This is a genomic window from Streptomyces sp. DSM 118878 (assembly GCF_052936595.1).
The window spans coordinates 4,262,197-4,280,340 of record NZ_CP193622.1; the positions used below are offsets into that span (position 1 = coordinate 4,262,197).

The 18,144-nt window shown below is 72.6% G+C and carries 17 protein-coding genes; 4 read left to right on the forward strand and 13 right to left on the reverse strand.

Going from position 1 to position 18,144, the window contains the following annotated elements:
* Positions 1 to 117 precede the first annotated feature (117 nt).
* Positions 118 to 393: a hypothetical protein gene (locus ACRAKF_RS18940; RefSeq protein ID WP_447038344.1), complete on the forward strand. Its 276-nt coding sequence runs from the start codon at positions 118 to 120 to the stop codon at positions 391 to 393.
* 83 nt (positions 394 to 476) lie between these two features.
* On the opposite strand, the gene ACRAKF_RS18945 is transcribed toward ACRAKF_RS18940, so the two are convergent.
* Positions 477 to 1,760 carry an adenylosuccinate synthase gene (locus tag ACRAKF_RS18945; protein WP_447038345.1) on the reverse strand — a complete coding sequence of 428 codons (1,284 nt, stop codon included), beginning with the start codon at positions 1,758 to 1,760 and terminating at the stop codon, positions 477 to 479.
* A gap of 206 nt (positions 1,761 to 1,966) precedes the next feature.
* On the opposite strand from ACRAKF_RS18945, the gene ACRAKF_RS18950 reads away from it, so the two are divergent.
* Positions 1,967 to 2,773, forward strand: a complete 807-nt coding sequence (locus ACRAKF_RS18950) for a diacylglycerol kinase family protein (protein ID WP_447042059.1) — start codon at positions 1,967 to 1,969, stop codon at positions 2,771 to 2,773.
* A gap of 166 nt (positions 2,774 to 2,939) precedes the next feature.
* On the opposite strand, the gene ACRAKF_RS18955 is transcribed toward ACRAKF_RS18950, so the two are convergent.
* Positions 2,940 to 3,488, reverse strand: a complete 549-nt coding sequence (locus ACRAKF_RS18955) for a GbsR/MarR family transcriptional regulator (RefSeq protein ID WP_447038346.1) — start codon at positions 3,486 to 3,488, stop codon at positions 2,940 to 2,942.
* Between the two features lie 148 nt (positions 3,489 to 3,636).
* Here ACRAKF_RS18955 and ACRAKF_RS18960 point away from each other — a divergent pair, with 148 nt between their 5' ends.
* Together ACRAKF_RS18960 and ACRAKF_RS18965 are read left to right on the forward strand one after the other, a co-directional pair.
* Positions 3,637 to 4,623 (forward strand): ATP-binding cassette domain-containing protein, encoded by a 987-nt coding sequence (locus ACRAKF_RS18960; protein ID WP_447038347.1) that lies wholly within the window; start codon positions 3,637 to 3,639, stop codon positions 4,621 to 4,623.
* Entirely contained in the window at positions 4,620 to 6,239 is a 1,620-nt protein-coding gene (locus ACRAKF_RS18965) for an ABC transporter permease (RefSeq protein ID WP_447038348.1), read from the forward strand. Before ACRAKF_RS18960 ends, ACRAKF_RS18965 begins: the two co-directional genes overlap by 4 nt.
* 71 nt (positions 6,240 to 6,310) lie before the next feature.
* On the opposite strand, the gene ACRAKF_RS18970 is transcribed toward ACRAKF_RS18965, so the two are convergent.
* The 11 genes from ACRAKF_RS18970 to ACRAKF_RS19020 all read right to left on the reverse strand — a co-directional run bounded on the left by ACRAKF_RS18970 (position 6,311) and on the right by ACRAKF_RS19020 (position 18,143).
* Positions 6,311 to 7,537: a cytochrome P450 gene (locus tag ACRAKF_RS18970; protein ID WP_447038349.1), complete on the reverse strand. Its 1,227-nt coding sequence runs from the start codon at positions 7,535 to 7,537 to the stop codon at positions 6,311 to 6,313.
* A 38-nt stretch (positions 7,538 to 7,575) separates the two neighbouring features.
* The gene (locus ACRAKF_RS18975; protein ID WP_447038350.1) at positions 7,576 to 8,244 is read right to left on the reverse strand and encodes a response regulator; all 669 of its coding nucleotides are present in this window, start codon (positions 8,242 to 8,244) and stop codon (positions 7,576 to 7,578) included.
* Positions 8,241 to 9,569 carry a sensor histidine kinase gene (locus ACRAKF_RS18980; protein WP_447042061.1) on the reverse strand — a complete coding sequence of 443 codons (1,329 nt, stop codon included), beginning with the start codon at positions 9,567 to 9,569 and terminating at the stop codon, positions 8,241 to 8,243. The genes ACRAKF_RS18975 and ACRAKF_RS18980 overlap by 4 nt, the downstream gene beginning before the upstream one ends.
* Before the next feature lie 145 nt (positions 9,570 to 9,714).
* Positions 9,715 to 10,380, reverse strand: a complete 666-nt coding sequence (locus ACRAKF_RS18985; RefSeq protein ID WP_447038351.1) for a response regulator — start codon at positions 10,378 to 10,380, stop codon at positions 9,715 to 9,717.
* Positions 10,381 to 10,424: 44 nt separating this feature from the next.
* On the reverse strand, positions 10,425 to 11,771 hold the full coding sequence (locus ACRAKF_RS18990) for a sensor histidine kinase (RefSeq protein ID WP_447038352.1): 1,347 nt from the start codon (positions 11,769 to 11,771) through the stop codon (positions 10,425 to 10,427).
* 10 nt (positions 11,772 to 11,781) lie between these two features.
* Complete coding sequence (locus tag ACRAKF_RS18995) at positions 11,782 to 13,005, reverse strand: acyltransferase family protein (protein ID WP_447038353.1); 1,224 nt, start codon at positions 13,003 to 13,005, stop codon at positions 11,782 to 11,784.
* A complete protein-coding gene (locus ACRAKF_RS19000) occupies positions 12,998 to 13,951 on the reverse strand; it encodes an alpha/beta hydrolase (RefSeq protein ID WP_447038354.1) in 954 nt (317 codons plus the stop codon). The genes ACRAKF_RS18995 and ACRAKF_RS19000 overlap by 8 nt, the downstream gene beginning before the upstream one ends.
* A gap of 210 nt (positions 13,952 to 14,161) precedes the next feature.
* Complete coding sequence (locus tag ACRAKF_RS19005; RefSeq protein WP_447038355.1) at positions 14,162 to 15,040, reverse strand: alpha/beta hydrolase family protein; 879 nt, start codon at positions 15,038 to 15,040, stop codon at positions 14,162 to 14,164.
* A 147-nt stretch (positions 15,041 to 15,187) separates the two neighbouring features.
* The gene (locus ACRAKF_RS19010; protein ID WP_447038356.1) at positions 15,188 to 16,462 is read right to left on the reverse strand and encodes a kynureninase; all 1,275 of its coding nucleotides are present in this window, start codon (positions 16,460 to 16,462) and stop codon (positions 15,188 to 15,190) included.
* Positions 16,455 to 17,357 carry a tryptophan 2,3-dioxygenase family protein gene (locus ACRAKF_RS19015; RefSeq protein ID WP_447038357.1) on the reverse strand — a complete coding sequence of 301 codons (903 nt, stop codon included), beginning with the start codon at positions 17,355 to 17,357 and terminating at the stop codon, positions 16,455 to 16,457. Before ACRAKF_RS19015 ends, ACRAKF_RS19010 begins: the two co-directional genes overlap by 8 nt.
* Positions 17,358 to 17,525: 168 nt before the next feature.
* A complete protein-coding gene (locus ACRAKF_RS19020; protein WP_447038358.1) occupies positions 17,526 to 18,143 on the reverse strand; it encodes a CGNR zinc finger domain-containing protein in 618 nt (205 codons plus the stop codon).
* Position 18,144: the final 1 nt, after the last annotated feature.

An 18,144-nucleotide genomic window follows, 5' to 3' on the forward strand; every position in this document is an offset into this window, starting at 1 on the left:
CGCAGGTAATCTGCGCGCATGTCCGGCGCTGAAGGCTGAGTTGCCGAGCACCGGATTCCTCATTGACCGTGAGGCGTGCGGGAACAGTCCTGTAATCGGGGGAAAGCAGCATCAAGGATGACTGACACCACGTCCCCGCGCGCAGCCACCGAAGGTACGTGGGCGCTTCCTCTTCTGGCCCTCGCGCCGCTGGCCGCCATCAAACTCCTCGCGGACTCCTCCACGCCATGGCTCACCATTTGCTGGGGGCTGTTCTCCCTGTCCATCGTTCTGGTGGCAGTCGGCTGGGCGACGGTTTTCCGTCGCGGAAAGCACGGGCCTGCGGCATGGGGCACGTGCATTCTCGTGCACGCCGTTCTGACCTGGCAGTTTATTTCACTCGTGCGGCAATAAGTCAGCTGTCATGGCCTCAGGTTGCCGGACATGCCGAAGGGGTGGGTCACACTTCGGTGCGACCCACCCCTTTGAGCGGCTGTCTAGACGAACGAGTTGATCTCGATCGTCTCCGTGCGGCCCGGGCCCACGCCGATCGCGGAGATCGGGGCGCCGGACATCTCCTCCAGGGCCTTCACGTAGCCCTGCGCGTTCTTCGGCAGGTCGGAGAAGGTCTGGGCCTTGGTGATGTCCTCGGACCAGCCGGGGAGGTACTCGTAGACGGGCTTCGCGTGGTGGAAGTCCGTCTGGTTGTACGGGAGTTCCTCGACGCGCTTGCCGTCGATCTCGTACGCGACGCAGACCGGGATCTGCTCCCAGCCGGTCAGGACGTCCAGCTTCGTGAGGAAGAAGTCCGTCAGGCCGTTCACGCGGGTCGCGTAGCGGGCGATCGGCGCGTCGAACCAGCCGCAGCGCCGGTCACGGCCGGTCGTGACGCCGCGCTCGCCGCCGATCGTGCGGAGGGCCTCGCCGTCCTTGTCGAACAGTTCCGTCGGGAACGGGCCCGCGCCGACGCGGGTCGTGTACGCCTTCAGGATGCCGATGACACGGCTGATCTTCGTCGGGCCCACGCCCGTACCCGTGCAGGCGCCGCCCGCGGTCGGGTTCGAGGAGGTGACGAAGGGATACGTGCCGTGGTCCACGTCCAGGAGCGTGCCCTGACCGCCCTCGAAGAGGACGACCTTGTCCTCGTCGAGCGCGTTGTTGAGGATCAGGGTCGTGTCGGCGACGTACTGCTTGATGTTCTCGCCGTGCTCCAGGAGCTGCTCCACGATCTGCTCCGCCTCGATCGCGCGGCGGTTGTAGAGCTTGGTGAGGAGCTGGTTCTTGATCTCCAGCGCCGCTTCGACCTTCTGCTGGAGGATCGACTCGTCGTAGAGGTCCTGCACGCGGATGCCGGTGCGGTTGATCTTGTCGGCGTAGGTCGGGCCGATGCCGCGACCCGTGGTGCCGATCTTGCGCTTGCCGAGGAACCGTTCCGTCACCTTGTCGACAGTCACGTTGTACGGCGTGATGATGTGAGCGTTTCCGCTGATCAGCAGCTTCGACGTGTCGACGCCGCGCTCGTTCAGACCGCTCAGCTCGGAGAGCAGGACCGACGGGTCGACGACGACTCCGTTGCCGATGACAGGCACACAGTCCGGGGAGAGAATCCCGGAAGGGAGGAGATGCAGCGCGTACTTCTGGTCGCCTACGACGACCGTGTGGCCGGCGTTGTTGCCGCCCTGGTAGCGCACTACATAGTCCACCGAGCCACCGAGCAGGTCAGTGGCCTTTCCCTTGCCTTCGTCACCCCACTGAGCACCGAGCAGCACAAGTGCGGGCACAGGCGTACACCCCTTCCGGGCGGGGCATGTCCAAGGTCTGGGGGCCGTAGCCGCCGTATGGGTGTGCCTTGGATGCTGCCCCGGAATAGACGAAGCCCCTGGCGCAATAGCGCAAGGGGCTCTTGCACAAAGATGCTACCCGAGGAAGGACGGACGTGTCGGCTCGCGACCACCTGTTAGTCGTCATCGACCCGGTCGCCCGCCGCATGGACGGCGAGTCGGTACGGATCGCGAAGGACGTACTCGGGGCGGGCGCGGCGATCCGTACCTGTCTGCCCGAGAGTCCCGAGGACTTCACGAAAGCCCTGGCCAGACGGGGTGCGAGACGCCTCGTGGTGGTGGGTGACGACCGGGCCCTGCTGCGCGCCGTGGCCGCCCTGCACCGGGAGCGGGGGCTCGGTGACGCCGCGCTCTCGCTGGTGCCGGTGGGGCCCGCGCAGACGTTGGCGCGGGCCCTCGGAGTGCCCGCGGGGGCGGTCGCGGCGGCCCGCGCGGTCCTCGAAGGGGGCGTACGGAGATTCGATCTGCTGGTGGACGAGAGCGACGGGGTCGTCCTCGGTGACCTGCGGATTCCTCCGGTGGGGGCGACGGATTCCGCCGCCGGGTCACCGGAGGCGCCCGGCGGTGCCACGACCACCGTGGAGGGGCACGCCTGGCTGCGGACCTGCCAGTCCTTCGTACGGACCCTGGCCGCGCGGCCCTCGCGGGTGGCTACGGCGCCGGTGCCGGGGCCCGCGCGGCTGCGGGTGGAGGCGGACGGCGTCACCCTGGTCGACCTGGGCCAGCCGGTCGCCGGTATCCACGTCACCGCCGGGGGCGGCGGGCTCGCCCAGGTGGAGGTGCGGCCGTCCTCGGTGGGCGCGGAGGCGGCGCCACTGCGGGTGCGGGCACGGACGGTGACGGTGTCGGGGGCCGACTTCCGCTACCGCGCGGACGCGGTGGTCACGGGCCCGGTACGCACGCGGACGTGGACGGTACGCCCGGAGGCGTGGGGGCTGACGCTGCCTCGGTGAGGGGGCCGGGGCCACCACGGGGCCGGCCGGGCTTGAGACCGGGCTTGAGGCCGGACTTGAGGCCGGGCTTGAGGCCGGGCTTGAGGCCGGGCTTGAGGCGGTGCCTCAGCGGGCCGCCTGACCAGCGGCTTCCCCCGCCCCCCCGCCGGCGCGCCTCGCCCCGCCCTCAGTTCTCGCGGTTCTTGCCGAAAAGCGTCTCGCGGTGGACTCGCCAGCGGGCCATCATGCCTGCCAGCTCGGCCTCGATGAACTCGAAGAACGCCAGCGTCTCGGAGAGGCGGCGGCCGGCCGGGGTGTCCGGGCCGAGGTTGGCGACGCCGTCCCGCAGCGCGGCCTCCCAGCGCTTGAGCACCCCGTCACGGTTGCCCAGCGCCTCGTACCACTGGTTGTCGTGCACCCGGAAGATGTCCCGCCGGGTCCCGGGCTCGCGCTCCCGCGTGACCATGTGCTGCTGGGTGAGGTACCGCACGGCGCCCGACACCGCGGCGGGGCTCACCCGCAGCCGTTCGCCCAGCTCGGCCGAGGTGAGCGCGCCCGAGTCGGAGGCGAGCAGGGCGGCGAAGATACGGGCGGGCATCCGGGGCATGCCCGCCTCGACGAGCTGCGCGGCGAACTGCTCCACGAACCGCGACACGACCTCCGCCTTACCGTCCCGCGTCCCGTCCCGCGTTCCGTCCCGCGTTCCGTCCCGCGTCCCGTCGTCGTCCTTGGTCATCCGCCGATCATCTCCCGCGCTCCCCCGGCCACCATCGCCACCCTCGTCGCCACCGTCACCATTGCCGCCGCCCTCATGAGCAAGTTCAGGGTGAGTTTATACGCTTCCTTAACTTCACAAATTTGTGAAGCGCGCGTATTTTCGCACCATGACGAAGGCATCTCAGGCCGTCGACGTGTCCGGCCTGCACAAGTCGTTCGGCCCCACCCACGCCCTCGACGGTCTCGACCTGCACGTCGAACCCGGCGAGGTGCACGGCTTCCTCGGGCCCAACGGGTCCGGGAAATCCACCACCATCCGCGTCCTGCTCGGGCTGCTCCGCGCCGACTCCGGCACCACGCGCCTGCTCGGCGGTGATCCGTGGGCCGACGCGGTGGCCCTGCACCGCCGCATCGCGTACGTCCCCGGCGACGTCACCCTGTGGCGCAACCTCTCCGGGGGCGAGGTCATCGACCTCTACGGAAAGCTGCGCGGCGGGCTCGACCGGGCCCGGCGTGACCAGCTCATCGAGCGGTTCGAGCTCGACCCCACGAAGAAGGGCCGCACGTACTCCAAGGGAAACCGCCAGAAGGTCGCCCTCGTCGCCGCCTTCGCGTCCGACGTCGACCTGCTGATCCTCGACGAGCCGACCTCCGGGCTCGACCCGCTCATGGAGGAGGTCTTCCAGGGGTGCGTGGAGGAGGCGCGCGGCGCCGGGCGGACCATCCTGCTCTCCTCGCACATCCTCAGCGAGGTCGAGGCGCTCTGCGACCGCGTCAGCATCATCCGAAAAGGGCGGACGGTGGAGAGCGGCACTCTGGCCGAACTGCGCCATCTGACGCGGACCAGCGTCACCGCCGAACTCACCGGCCCGCCCGACGGACTGTCCTCGCTCCCCGGCGTCCACGACCTCGCCGTCGCCACCCAGAAGTCGGTCGAGGGCGGGCCCGGCCATCGGGTGAAACTCCAGGTCGACACCGACAAACTCGGCGCGGTGCTCACCTCGCTCGCGGACTCGGGCATCCGGTCGCTGACCAGCACCCCGCCCACCCTGGAGGAGCTGTTCCTGCGGCACTACCAGGACGACGTGCGGGACGGCACGGAGGCCGGTACCGGTACCGGTACCGGCGTACGGGAAGGGGCGATGACGCGATGACCGCCGCCGTCGGTCTCGGTACCGCCTCCGTGCCCCCTACCGCGGGCCACCGCCAACTCGCCGGAACGGGACCACTGTTGCGGCTCGCCCTGCGGCGCGACCGGGTGATGATGCCGGTCTGGGTGCTCGTCGTCTCCGGGATCGTCCTCGCGATGCCGGGCTCCTTGGAGAGCGTGTACGCGACCGCCGCCGAACGGTCCGACGCCATGGAGTCGATGAACGCCAACTCCTCGATGCGGGCCATGTACGGGCCCGTCTTCGGCGACTCCCTCGGCGCCCTCTCCGCCTGGCGCATCGGCTGCTACGCGGGGGTGCTCGCCGCCGTCATGAGCCTCGTCATCGTCGTACGGCACACCCGTGACGAGGAGGAGACCGGGCGGCAGGAGTTGCTCTCCGCGGCCGTGGTCGGGCGGCGGGCGCCGCTCAGCGCCGCGCTCCTCGCGGCGTTCGCGGCCAACGCGTGCGCCGGGCTGCTGATCGTCCTCGGCATGGCGGGGCGCGGCGCCGCGGGGGCGTTCGCGCTCGGCGTCGGGGTCGCGGGCACCGGCATGCTCTTCGCCGGCGTGGCGGCCGTCGCCGCGCAGCTCACCGAGAGCGCGCGGCTCGCCAAGGGCCTCACGGCGGCCGTCCTCGGCACGGCGTTCGTCCTGCGGGCCGCGGGTGACGCGGGCACGGCGGACGGCTCGTCCCCGCTGACCTGGCTCTCGCCGCTCGGCTGGCAGGAGAATCTGCGGTCCTACGCGGGTGAGCGCTGGTGGGTGCTCGCGCTCATCGGCGGCGCGATCGTGGCGCAGTGCTTCGTCGCGTACGCGCTCGCGGGGCGCCGCGACCTCGGCATGAGTTTCCTGCCGACACGGCCGGGGCCCGCGCGGGGCCGGATCGCCACCCCGGGCGCGCTCGCCCTGCGTCTCCAGCGGGGCAGCGTGATCGGCTGGACGGCCGGGTTCCTGCTGGCAGGGATCGTGTTCGGAGGCATGGCCTCCGGTGCGGCCGATCTCGTGGGGGAGAACCGGAGCACCCGCGACATCATCGAGCGCATGGGCGGCCAGGCCGGGCTGACGGACGCCTTCCTGGCCACCATCACCGGGCTTTTCGGCATGGTCGCCGCCCTCTACGTCGTGGCGTCCGTGCTGCGGCTGAACGGCGAGGAGACCTCGCAGCGCGCCGAGCCGGTACTCGCGGGCGCGGTAGGACGGCTGCGGTGGGCCGCCGGGCATCTGGTGATCGCGTTCGGCGGGACGGTGGTCCTCATGGTCGTCTGCGGCCTCGGCATGGCAGTCGGCCATGGGCAGGACGCGGCGGCCCTGGTCGGCGCGAGCCTGGCGCAGCTCCCGGCGATCTGGGCGCTCGGCGGCCTCGCGGTACTGCTCGTCGGGGCGTACCCGAAGGCGGCCGTCGCCGCCTGGGCCGTCGTCGGGAGCTGCCTGGCGATCGGCTGGATCGGCCCGGCGCTCGACCTCCCCGGGGCGGTCATGGACCTCTCCCCCTTCGGGCACCTGCCGAAGCTGCCCGGGGCCGCGATGGACTGGCCGCCGCTGCTGCTCCTCACCCTGATCGCGGCGGTGCTCGTCGCCGCGGGGCTCGCGGGGCTGCGGAGGCGGGACATGACCGGTTAGGGGCGGCGCCCGGGCAAAGCTCCGCCGGAAGCCCGGGAAGCCCGGGAAGCCCACGGGGCCACGGGGTATCTCTAGGTCTCGACCAGGAGTTCCCGCAGGCCCCGGATCACGAAGTTCGGCTTGCGGTCGGGTTCGGCCGCGAGCCGGAGCTTCGGGGCCCTGCGCAGGAGCGCGGCCAGGGACGCCGCCAGTTCGATGCGGGCCAGCGGTGCGCCGATGCAGTAGTGGATGCCCGCGCTGAAGGAGACATGGGGGTTGTCGCGCCGGGCCAGGTCGAGTTCGGCGGGGCGGGTGAAGACGGCCGGGTCGTGGTTGGCGGAGCCGAAGAGGAGCGCCAGTTCGGCGCCGCGCGGAATCGTCGTGCCGTCGATCTCGATGTCGTCGAGCACCCAGCGTTCGAAGAGCTGGAGCGGGGTGTCGAAGCGCATCAGCTCCTCCACCGCCGTGGGGATCAGCCGCCCGGGGTCGGCGCGCAGGGCGGCCAGTTGCCCGGGGTGGCGGAACAGCGCGTGCCAGCCGTTGACCGTGGCGTTGACGGTCGCCTCGTGCCCCGCGTTGAGCAGCAGCGCGCAGGTGGAGATCATCTCCTGCTCGCTGAGCCGCTCCCCGTCCTCGTACGCCTCGATCAGGCCCGAGACCAGATCGTCGCCCGGCTCCGCGCGGCGGGCCTCGATCAACTCCCGCAGATACGCCGAGAACTCCACCGAGGCCCGGACCGCGCGGGCCGCCGTCTCCTCGCCCGGGTTCAGCTCGTACATGCCGCAGATCGCCGCCGACCAGGGCCGGAGCAGATGCCGGTCGGACTCGGGGACACCCAGCATCTCGGCGATCACCGCCACCGGGAGCGGTTCGGCGATCCGCGCGACGAGGTCCCCGCCGCCGTCCGCCACCAGGTCACGCACCAAGGTGTCCGCCAACTCCTCGACGTACGGCCGCAGCCGCTCGACCGTGCGGGGCGTGAACGCCTTGGCCACCAGGCGGCGGATGCGGGTGTGCGCGGGCGCCTCCAGGTCGAGCATGCCGTGGTCGTTGAGCGTGTGGAACGGCTCGTGCTCGGGCGGCGGGGCCGCGCGGCCGAACTCCTCGTGCGTGAACCGGTGGAGATACGTCCGCCCCAGCCGCCGGTCCCGCAGCAGCGCCGACACGTCCGCGTGGTGCGGGACCAGCCACTGGTCGGTGGGGGCGTAGTGATGCACCCGCCCGGCCTCGCGCAGCCGGGCGTAGGCGGGATACGGATCGGCGACGAACTCCGGTGACGAGGGGGCGAAGACCGCGGAGGCCTCGAAGGCTGCGTCCATGCCGCGACGCTAGCGGCGCCGGAGGGCTACGGCCAGGGTCAGCCCGGCGTGACCAGTCGTGCCTCGTACGCGAACACCGCCGCCTGCGTGCGGTCCCGCAGCCCCAGCTTCACCAGGACCCTGCTGACGTGCGTCTTGATGGTGGACTCCGCGACCACCAGGCGGGAGGCGATCTCCGCGTTCGACAGGCCCTGCGCGATCAGCACGAGGACCTCTGTCTCGCGCTCGGTCAGCTCGCCGTACTGCTGGGCGTGGAACGACGCGGAGAGCCGGGGCGTGTCCGCCAGCTTCGAGAACTCCGTGATGAGCCGGCGCGTCACCGACGGCGCGAGCAGCGCCTCACCGGAGGCCACCACCCGTACCCCGTCCGCGAGCTGGCGGGCGGAGGCGTCCTTGAGGAGGAACCCGGAGGCGCCCGCGCGCAGCGCCTGGTACACGTACTCATCGAGGTCGAACGTGGTCAGGACCAGCACCTTCGCCGTCCCCTCGGAGGCGACGATCTCGCGGGTCGCCTCGATGCCGTTCAGCTCGGGCATGCGGATGTCCATGAGGACGACGTCGGGCGCGAGTTCGCGGACCCGGTCGACCGCCTCCCGGCCGTTGACCGCCTCGCCGATGACCTCGATGTCGGGCATGGCGTTGAGGAGGACGGAGAACCCCTCCCGCACCATCATCTGGTCGTCGGCGATGAGCACCTTGATCGTCACGAGTCCGCTCCCGCCGGGTCCATTCGGTCCGCGAGCGCGACCGGCAGGAAGACCGTGACCTCATAGCCACCGTCCGCCGTCGCCTCCGCCGTCATCTCGCCGTCCAGCATCGTGACACGCTCACGCATGCCCGTGATGCCGTGGCCGGCCCCGGGGGACGGCTTGACCAGGCCCTTCGCCGGGCCATTGACGATGCGCAGGCCCAGGCCGCCCAGGACGTGGCCGATCTCCACGCGGGCCGCCGCGCCGGGCGCGTGCCGCAGGCTGTTGCTCAGCGCCTCCTGCACGATCCGGTACGCCGAGAGCTCCACGCCCTGCGGCAGCTCACGCGCCGCCCCGGTGATCACCTTCTCGACCTCAAGGCCCGCGTCCCGCACGTTGTCCAGGAGCCGGTCGAGGTCGGCGAGGGTGGGCTGCGGGGCGTCCGGGGCCTCGTAGTCCTCGGCGCGCACGACGCCGAGGACGCGCCGCAGCTCGGTCAGGGCCGACACCGCGTTCTCCCGGATCGTCACGAACGCCTGCTCCAGCTCGGGCGGCGGATTCTCCACCCGGTAGGGCGCGGCCTCGGCCTGGATGGCGACCACCGACATGTGGTGCGCGACCACGTCGTGCAGCTCGCGGGCGATGTTGGTGCGCTCCTCCAGGAGCGTGCGCTTGTCGCGCTCGATGGCGGTGACGGTCCGCTGCACCGTCACCTCGCGCTGGGCCTCGCGGCGCACGTGGATCATCGTGGTGATCAGCAGGGCGACCCCGGAGAAGAACAGCATCGGCACGGAGTTGGAACTCCCCAGGCCCCAGACGCCCTCATAGGCCAGGGAGTACGCCGCCGTCCCGATCCACATCCACAGCGCGGTGCGCGGGCCGGTCCGCGCGGCCACCACGACCATCACCACGATGTGCGCGAAGAAGGCGGGCGGTGTCCACGGCAGGCCGTCCCAGCTGTTGGCGAGCGCGCCCGTGAAGGGGGTGGAGACCAGCGAGACCCAGAAGGCGCCGACCGGCCTGATCAGGGTCATCAGGACGGCGACGGCGGGAATGAAGCCGGTCAGCATGTACATGGCGCCGTTGCCGCCCAGGTCCCGCTGGTAGGCGACGAGCACGGTGATCGCGGCCGCGAGCGCCACCAGGCCGTGCCGGGTCCAGACCGCGTACCCGCGCATCCGCTTCGGGAGGCGCCTGCTGAGCAGCCCGGCCGCCTTCTTCGGCGGCAGCGGGCGGTAGTCGAAGGCATCCTGGAACAACGCCTGTCGCATGCCGCCGACGGCCTCCAACACGAGGCGGTACTCGGGGCTGCGCCGGCCTCTGGCCTTGAGCGGATCATTCATCTCGGTCACGCCTACGAAGGTACGGGGACGGCGTCATGGGGTCGTCCACAGCGAGAGGGGTTCTGCGGGGTCCGTCGCAGGTACTACGCGGGCGCCGCCAGGGAGGACGTGCTTTCCGTCACGCCGTCGGCACCCCGTCACCCCGTCAGTACCCCGAAGGTCTGACGACCCCCGTCTCGTACGCGTACACCGCGGCCTGCGTGCGGTCCCGCAGGCCCAGCTTCGCCAGGATGCGGCCCACGTGTGTCTTCACGGTCTGCTCGGCGACCACGAGCCGCCCCGCCATCTCCGCGTTCGACAGGCCCCCCGCGATCAGCGCCAGCACCTCCGTCTCACGCTCGGTGAGCTCGCCGACGCGGGCCTTCAACGGGCCGCGCGGACCCCCGTCCATGCGCGAGAACTCCGCGATGAGACGTCGGGTGATGCCGGGCGCGAGCAGCGCGTCACCGGCGGCCACGACACGGACGGCCTCGGCGAGCTGGGCCGCCGACGCGTCCTTCAGCAGGAAACCCGAGGCACCCGCGCGCAGCGCCTCGTACACGTACTCGTCCAGGTCGAAGGTGGTCAGGACGAGGACACGCATCTCCGGCAGGTCGGCCGTGACGCGGCGGGTGGCCTCGATGCCGCTCATCTCGGGCATGCGGATGTCCATGAGGACCACGTCGGGCGTCAGCTCGGCCACCCTGGCGACCGCGTCCCGTCCGTCCACGGCCTGGCCGACCACTTCGATGTCCGGCTCCGCGTTCAGCAGGACCGAGAAGCCCTGCCTGACCATGACCTGGTCGTCGGCGACCAGAACCCGGATCGTCATGACGTGCTGTCCCCGTTCGTAGGTGGGTGGGTGATGACACAGACTCAGAGTGGCCGGTGGGCCGGGAGGAAGGCGGAGACCTCATAGCCGCCGTCCGCCGTGGCCCCCACGGCGAGGTCACCGCCCAGCATCGCCGTGCGCTCCCGCATCCCGAGCAGTCCGTGGCCCGCGCCCGGCGAGGGCGGGGCCTTGGTGCGGGGCGCGGTGTTCGCGACGCGGACGCGCAGCCCCGCCCCGGTCCGCGCGAGCTCGACGCGGACCGTCGAGCCGGGCGCGTGCCGCAGCGCGTTGCTCAGCGCCTCCTGCACGATGCGGTACGCCGACAGGTCGACGCCCGGCGGCAGCGGAAGCCGCTCCCCGGTTCTCTCGCAGTGCACGGTGAGACCGGCCAGGCGGGCGTTGTCCACCAGCGCGTCGAGGCGCTCCAGGGTGGGCAGCGGCGCCTGCGGGGCGGCCTCGGGGTCCCCGGGGTGCTCCGCGCGCAGGACGCCGAGGACCCGGCGCAGTTCGGTGAGTGCCTCCAGGGCGTTGTCCCTGATGCCCGCGAGGTTCTCCTTCAGCTCCTCCGACGGGTTCTCGACCAGGTGCGGGGTGACCTGCGCCTGGATCGAGATCACGGACATGTGGTGGGCGACCACGTCATGCAGCTCGCGGGCGATGCGGCCGCGCTCCTCCAGGAGGGTGCGCCGGGCCCGCTCCTCGGCGGTGAGCGTCTCCTGCCGGACGAGCTGGGACCGCGCCTCGCGCCGGCCGCGCAGCAGCGTGCCGATCAGCGTGGCGGCGCCGAGGACGACCACCGACAGGAACACCGTGCTGTCGTACTGACGCGGGACCCGCGCCTCCTGGAGCAGCGGGGGGAGACCCACGCCGACCACGAGCGCCGTCATGGCCACGCGGGTGGGCAGGCGCAGGGCGAGCAGCAGCGTGATCACCGCGTGCGCGACGAGGCCCGGCGGGGCCCAGGGCCATGGTTCGTTCCCGTCGCCGTGCGGCAGGCTCCCCGTCGAGCAGAGGGCCGCCGTCTCGGTCGCCGCGAGCGACAGCCACCAGGCGGGGACCGGCCGCCACAGGGCGAGCACCACGGCCACGCCCTGGGCGAGCGTCACCACGGAGCCGAGCGCGTGGCCGAGGCCGTACCGCTGGTTGAACTGGTCGGAGTTGCCGACGGTCACCCCGACCGCCAGCCACACGACGAGCAGGTGCGGGGCCCAGCGCAGCCACCGTGGCGTCGTCAGCGGCGGCAGCGGCAGCCGCCTCGGGTCGCACAGCGAGCGCACGCCGCTCAGCACGAGCCCGCCGAAGCCTTCCCTGCCCCCGCCACTGTCCACGAGGTCCCCACCACCGTCCACGACGCCCCCGCCACGGTCCACACCGTCCCCGCCACCGTCCACGACGCCAACCCTAGGCACGTCGCACCGCCTCGCTCTCCCGTGCCCCGGCGCGGCCCCCGCCGTGGGCGGCCACGATCCGCGAACGGCCCCCGCGCTTCCCGCCCTTCCGGTCCTCTTGCTCATGCGCACGGAACGCCACCCAGCACACCCCGAGCCCCACCGCGAACACCGGCAGCCAGGCGAGCCGCGCCACCACCCACGCCGCGCCGTCCGGCACCGTGTGCAGGCCCGGCAGTGGGGCGCCGGCGAGCAGGCCGAGCGCGGTGACCGCCATCAGAGCCGTCTGGTGCCAGAGGAATATCGTCATCGCGGAGACGTTCACCAGGGCCACCGCCGCCCAGGCCGCCGGCGCGCGCAGCCGGCGGCGCAGCGGCTCACGGAGCAGCAGCGCCAGGCCGCACTGGGCGAGGCCGAAGGTGACGGCCGCCAGGGTGGGCGGGTTGAGGTTGGACAGCGCCTCGCCGGGGACGCCGACCATCGAGGCGGGGTATCCGCCGAGGAGGACGAGACCCGCCGTCGCCGCCGCCCCGCCCACGAGCAGCACCCACCCGGAGCGCCGCGACAGCTCGCCCCGCGTCCAGGCCGCGCCCAGGGTGTAGGGCACGAGCCAGCCCGCCGCGAGGTTGATCCAGCCGAGCCAGGCGGGCCCGCCGAGACCGAACCGGACGAGGTCCACGTGGAGGACGACGGCCAGCGGCCACAGCGGGTTGAGCCGCGCCACCAGCGGGGTCAGCGCCGTGAGCACCGCGAAGACCAGCAGGAACCAGAGCGGCGACAGCGCCAGCTTCACCAGCGTGTGCACGGTGTCCGGGTCCGAGCCCGTCAGGACGAGGCCCGCCGCGACCGCCGTCCATAGCGCGAGCACCGCCGCCACCGGCCGGAAGAGGCGCCCGAGCCGCGCCGCGAGCCACTGCCGATAACCGGTGCCGCGCTCTCGTGCCGCCGCGTGACTCCTTGCCGCCACATGCCCGCCGACCAGGAAGAACACGGCGAGCGTCTGGAAGACCCAGGAGATCGGCGCGAGCCACGGCATGGGCCCCAGGGGGCTCGCCGCGTGCAGCACCCCGCCCTCCGAGACCAGGGCGGTGACCAGCCAGTGCCCGCCCACGACCCCGAGGATCGCGATGGCCCGCAGGGCGTCGACGGCACGGTCCCTGCCGGGTGGTGTCGCGGCGTCGATGTCCCCGAAGGACCGGGAGAGGCGGTGCAGCGGGCCGCGTACGAGATCACGCATGGGGGGCCTCCGGGGCTTCGCCGCGCACGATGCGGGCGAGGTTGCCGAGCGGGACGGAACCGGGTGCGAGGTAGTCGCTGTGGCCGCCGGGTCCCGCCGCGAAGACGCGTGCGCCGAAGTCGTCGGAGACCGGGTCGGTGCCGAAGCCGAAGGTCGTGCCGAAGAGGCCGGCGTCGGCATGCGGCACGTCGGCGATCCAGTCGTCCGCGCCTCTGCCCGCCCAGATCCGGGCCGGGGTGCGCAGGTCGGAGGCCTTGTCGGCGCCCGTGCCCGGACTGCCGTAGAACACGATGTCGGCGGCGTCGAGACCGCGCGGCCCCGAGGCGGCACCGGCGCACACCACCGAGCCGTACGAATGGCAGAGCAGGGACACGCGCGCGTGGGCGTTGATGCCGTGCAGTGTGGCCACGAAGGACCGCAGGTCCGGCGCCGCCCCCTCCGCCCGCCCCGTGGTCAGCACGGCCGGGCTGACCGTGCCCGGCGTCTCGTACCCGAGCCAGGCCACGACGGCCGTGCCCGCGCCCAGCTCGTCATGGAGCGCACGGGCTCCGGAACGGAGTCTGCCGTACGAGTCCAGGGACGTGTCCGAGCCCGGCACCAGGACGGCGACGCTCCGCGCGCCCGCCAGGTCGCCGAAGACCTCCGCGGTACGCCCCGCGCCCCGCCCGTCGAAGGTGAGGAACCGCCGGCCGGGCGAGGCCATGGCGCGCAGCACCCCGGCCCGGTCCTTCGCTCCGTACCGCCCGGCCATGCGGGCGGCCTCCGCGGCGTTCGCCCGGTTCGCCGCGTACACCCGCGGCAGTTCATCGGCCGTGACGTGGCCGAGGGCGGCCGGCTCGGGCGCCGGGATCTCCGGGCGCGCGGCTGCCGAGAGCGGGAACACCACGGCCGCCGCGACGCCCACGGCCAGCAGGGTGCGGCGCAGCCGCCCGGTCCGGATACTCATCGGTCGATTCCCTTCCGCAGCGCGGGCCGGTTTCCGACTCGCGTCCATGGCAGGGAAGTTATTGATCAGGTGCCGTCGCCCACATCACACTGGGGTATACAGCTACCGCGTAGCTCTCAGGTATTACGGGTATCCCTCGGGTTCTCCCCCAGGGCCCGCGCCGCCACCCCGGGGCGTACACCACAAGGCCTCAGAAGACCTCAGAAGCCCTCAGAAGGCCAGTTGGGCGATCTCCTCCGCCACCACCGCGCACGCGTCCGCCGCCGGGTCGATCAGCGGGAAGTGACCGACGTCCTCCAGCAGCGTCAGGCCCACGACCTCGCCCGCCCCGGCCGCCGCGTCCGCGTACGCCTCGGCCACCGCGTGCGGCACGGTGATGTCGGTGCGGCCCTGCACGACGGTGGTGGCGATGCCGGTCGGCAGGAGCGCCGCCGGGTCGGCGTAGGGCAGGCGCTCCTCGAACCGGTCCTTGCCGCCGAGGAGTTGCGCGGCAGCGCCCCCGCAGACGTCGAGCTCCTCGGCCGTGCGGAAGTCCGCGATCGGGGCGAGCGCCACGACGCCGCGCAGCGGGGCAGGGCGTTCGGTGCGCCACCGCGCGTCGGCGGGCAGCACGTGCCGTGCGGCGGCCCAGAGCGCCAGGTGGCCGCCCGCCGAGTGCCCGGTGAGGACCATGCGGCGCGGGTCGGCCGACGGCATCGTCCGGCGGACGAGCGCGGGCAGGGCGTCGAGGGCGGCGGCCACGTCGTCGAAGGTCTCCGGCCAGCGCCCGGCCACGGGCCCCGTACCGCCCTGGGCGGGGATGGGGCTGCCCCTGCGGTATTCGACGTTGGCGACGGCGAAGCCCCTGCGTGCGAGGAAGTCCGCGAACGGCGTGAGGTGTTTGCGGTCGTAGGGCGAGCGCCAGGCACCGCCGTGCAGGACGACGACGAGCGGCGCGGGGCGGGGCATGTCGCCCCTGGGCGCGTAGAAGTCGATGACCTGGTCCGGGTGTTCGCCGTACGCGGCGGTGGCGTCCGGCTCCACGGCGGGGTGCGAGAAGGCGGCTTCGGTCTCGGCGGCATCGCGGGCCACGGCGGCGTCGTCCGGCATGGCGGCAACCTCTCCACAGCAGTACGTCTTGCGGGGGCGCCCCCGTCCCTCCAGGGCGCGGAGGGACGGGAGCAAGATCCGCCGGACGTTATCAGCCCGGCCCGGGCCCCGGTGTCACGAGCCCCGGTGTCACGTCAGTCACGTCTGTCACGTCTGTCGCGTCTCCAAGGTCAGCGCGAGGACGCGGGCCGCCCGCTCGGCGTCGGCGAAGGAGACGTACAGCGGGGTGAAGCCGAAGCGCAGCACGTCGGGCGCGCGGAAGTCGCCGACCACGCCCTGCTCGATCAGGCGCTTCATGACGTCCCCCGCCGCCTGGCAGCGCAGCGCGACCTGGCTGCCGCGCTCGGCGTGCGCCTCGGGCGTCAGCGACTCCACGAGGCCCTTGGGCACGTACGCCTCGACGCACCTCAGGAAGAAGTCGGTCAGGGCCAGCGACTTGGCCCGCACCGACTCGACCGGGACGCCGTCCCAGACGTCGAGGGCCGCCTCCAGGGCGAGCATCGACAGGATGTCGGGGGTGCCGACGCGCCCGCGCGTGACGCCGTCCGCCGCCTCGAAGCCGGGCCGCATCCCGAAGGGCTCGGCATGCGAGTTCCAGCCGGGCAGCGGCGAGTCGAAGCGCTCTTGGAGCTCCTGGCGGACATAGAGGTACGCGGGTGAACCGGGGCCGCCGTTCAGATACTTGTAGGTGCAGCCCACCGCGAGGTCCACGCCGTGCTCGTCCAGGCCGACCGGCAGCGCGCCCGCCGTGTGGCAGAGGTCCCAGACGACGAGGGCGCCCGCCGCGTGTGCCGCCGCCGTGAGACCGGGCAGGTCGTGCAGGCGCCCGGTGCGGTAGTCGGCGTGGTTGAGCAGCACGGCGGCGGTGCGCGGGCCGAGCGCCGCGGGCACCTCGGCCGGGGCGAGCGGGATCACGCGGCAGCCGGTGAGGCGGGCCGCCGACTGCGCGATGTAGCCGTCCGTGGGGAACGTCGTGGCGTCAACGAGGATCTCGTCGCGCCCCCCGTCCGGCGCGCCCCCGTCCGTGTCGCGGTCCGACGCGTCCCCGTCCGTGTCGCGGTCCGACGCGCCCCCGTCCGTGTCGCGCGCCATGCGTACCGCAGCGACCAGCGCCTTGAAGACGTTCACGCTGGTGGAGTCGCCGACCACGATCTGCCCGGGCGCGGCGCCGACCAGCGGGGCGATGCGGTCGCCGATACGCTCGGGCGCGCTCCACCAGCCGCTCTCGTCCCAGGAGCGGATGCGCAGCTCGCCCCACTGCCGCTCGATGACGTCGGCGACACGGGCCGGGACGTGCGCGGGCAGGGCGCCCAGCGAATTGCCGTCCAGATAGACCGAGTCGTCAAGGACGAAGGCCCTCCGCTTGTCGGCCAGTGGGTCCTCGGCGTCCAGGGTCTCGGCCTGGCTCCGCAGATCAGACATGGCTCCTCGCCGTCCACAACTCGGGGAAAACGTTCTTCGTGGCGCGCTTCTCCAGCCAGGCCACACCGGCCGAGCCGCCCGTGCCCGTCTTGGAGCCCATCGCGCGGCGGGTGGCCACCAGGTGGTCGTTGCGCCAGCGCCAGACCAGCTCCGCGACGTCCGTCAGCGTCTCACCGAGCCGGGCGAGGTCACTGCTCTCGTCGCCGGAGTAGAGCTCGGTCCACACGGCCTCGACCTCGGCCGAAGGCTCGTACCTCTGGGAGAGGTCGCGCTTCAGGACCGAGGCGGGGATGGCGTGGCCGCGGTGGGCGAGCAGCCTGAGCACCTCGTCGTACAGGCTCGGCTCGTGCAGCGCCTTCTCCAGCTCGGCGTGCACGCGCGGCGCGCCCCGGTGCGGGACCAGCATGGACGCCGACTTGTCGCCGAGCAGGAACTCCATGCGGCGGTACATCGCGGACTGGAATCCCGAGCCCTCGCCGAGCGCGCCGCGGTAGGAATTGAACTGCGCGGGCGTGAGCTGGGCGAGCGGGGTCCAGGAGTGGTTCAGGGCCTCCAGCTCGCGGATGCTGCGCTTCAGCGCGGCGACGGCCACCGGTACGTCGTCCCGGCGCAGCGCCTGCGCGGCGGTCTCCCACTCGTGGACGATCACGGTGAACCACAGCTCCATGACCTGGGTGGTGACCAGGAAGACCATCTCGCCGGGGTCGTCCGAGCGCAGGTGCTGGAGGTGGGTGAGGACGTCCGCCTGGACGTAGTCCTCGTACGGGGTGGTACCCGCGAAGTCGAGGTTCGGGCTCTCGGCCTCGTGCGCCTCGGCCTCGTGCGGCTCAGTGGACGCCTGCACCTGGATGGACGCCTGCGTCTCGTTGGACGTCTCATGCGTCTCTGGGGACATCGCTGTCTCCTCGATACGTACTCCGGGTAGCGGTCCGCCCCTGCCGTTACCGACACGGGGGCCCCGGTCCCCACCGGAATCCTCCGTAACTTTCCCCGAATCGGCAAGGCGATCCCTGCCGGACAGCACCTAACGCCCTACGCCGCTTTCCTCGGATCGCGGAGGTACTCACGCCCGGCTGCGGCGGCGCTCCCGGCAGGCACGCAGGTGGGCGGCGTTGCCGCAGCCGCGGACCGAGTGCCAGACGCCGCTGTTGTTGCGGGAGCGGTCGTAGAACGCGGCGGAACAGGGCGCGTTGCGGCAGATCTTCAGCCGGCGCCAGACGTCCGAGGCCTGCGCGAGCAGCGCCTCGGCGAGGACCGCGGAGGCCAGCCAGCGGGCGCCCGCGCCCTCCGGCTCCACGGTGAGGGTGCCGTCGCCCGCGAGCCCGACGACGACCGGCGCGGAGGCGAAGCGCACCGCCCCTTCGCCGCCACCGGCCGCGCCTTCACCGCCACCACCCGCGGCGAGCGCGCGCCGCACCTGGTCCCGCAGGCACCGCAGCTGGGGCAGGTCGTCATCGGTCAGCACGAGCTGTACGCCGGCCCTGCCCGTCTCCCTTGCCCAGTCGCGCATCGCCTGGTCGGCCCACTCCTGGGCCACGCCGAGCGAGCCGTCGGCCAGCAGGTCGGGCAGATCGGCGAGGGCGAAGCGGTCGGCGGGCGCGGTGTTCAGGAGCTCCTGGACGAGGACGAGGCCGCCGGGCGCGGGGGTCAGGCAGTAACGCTCGGACGCGGGCCGGTTCATG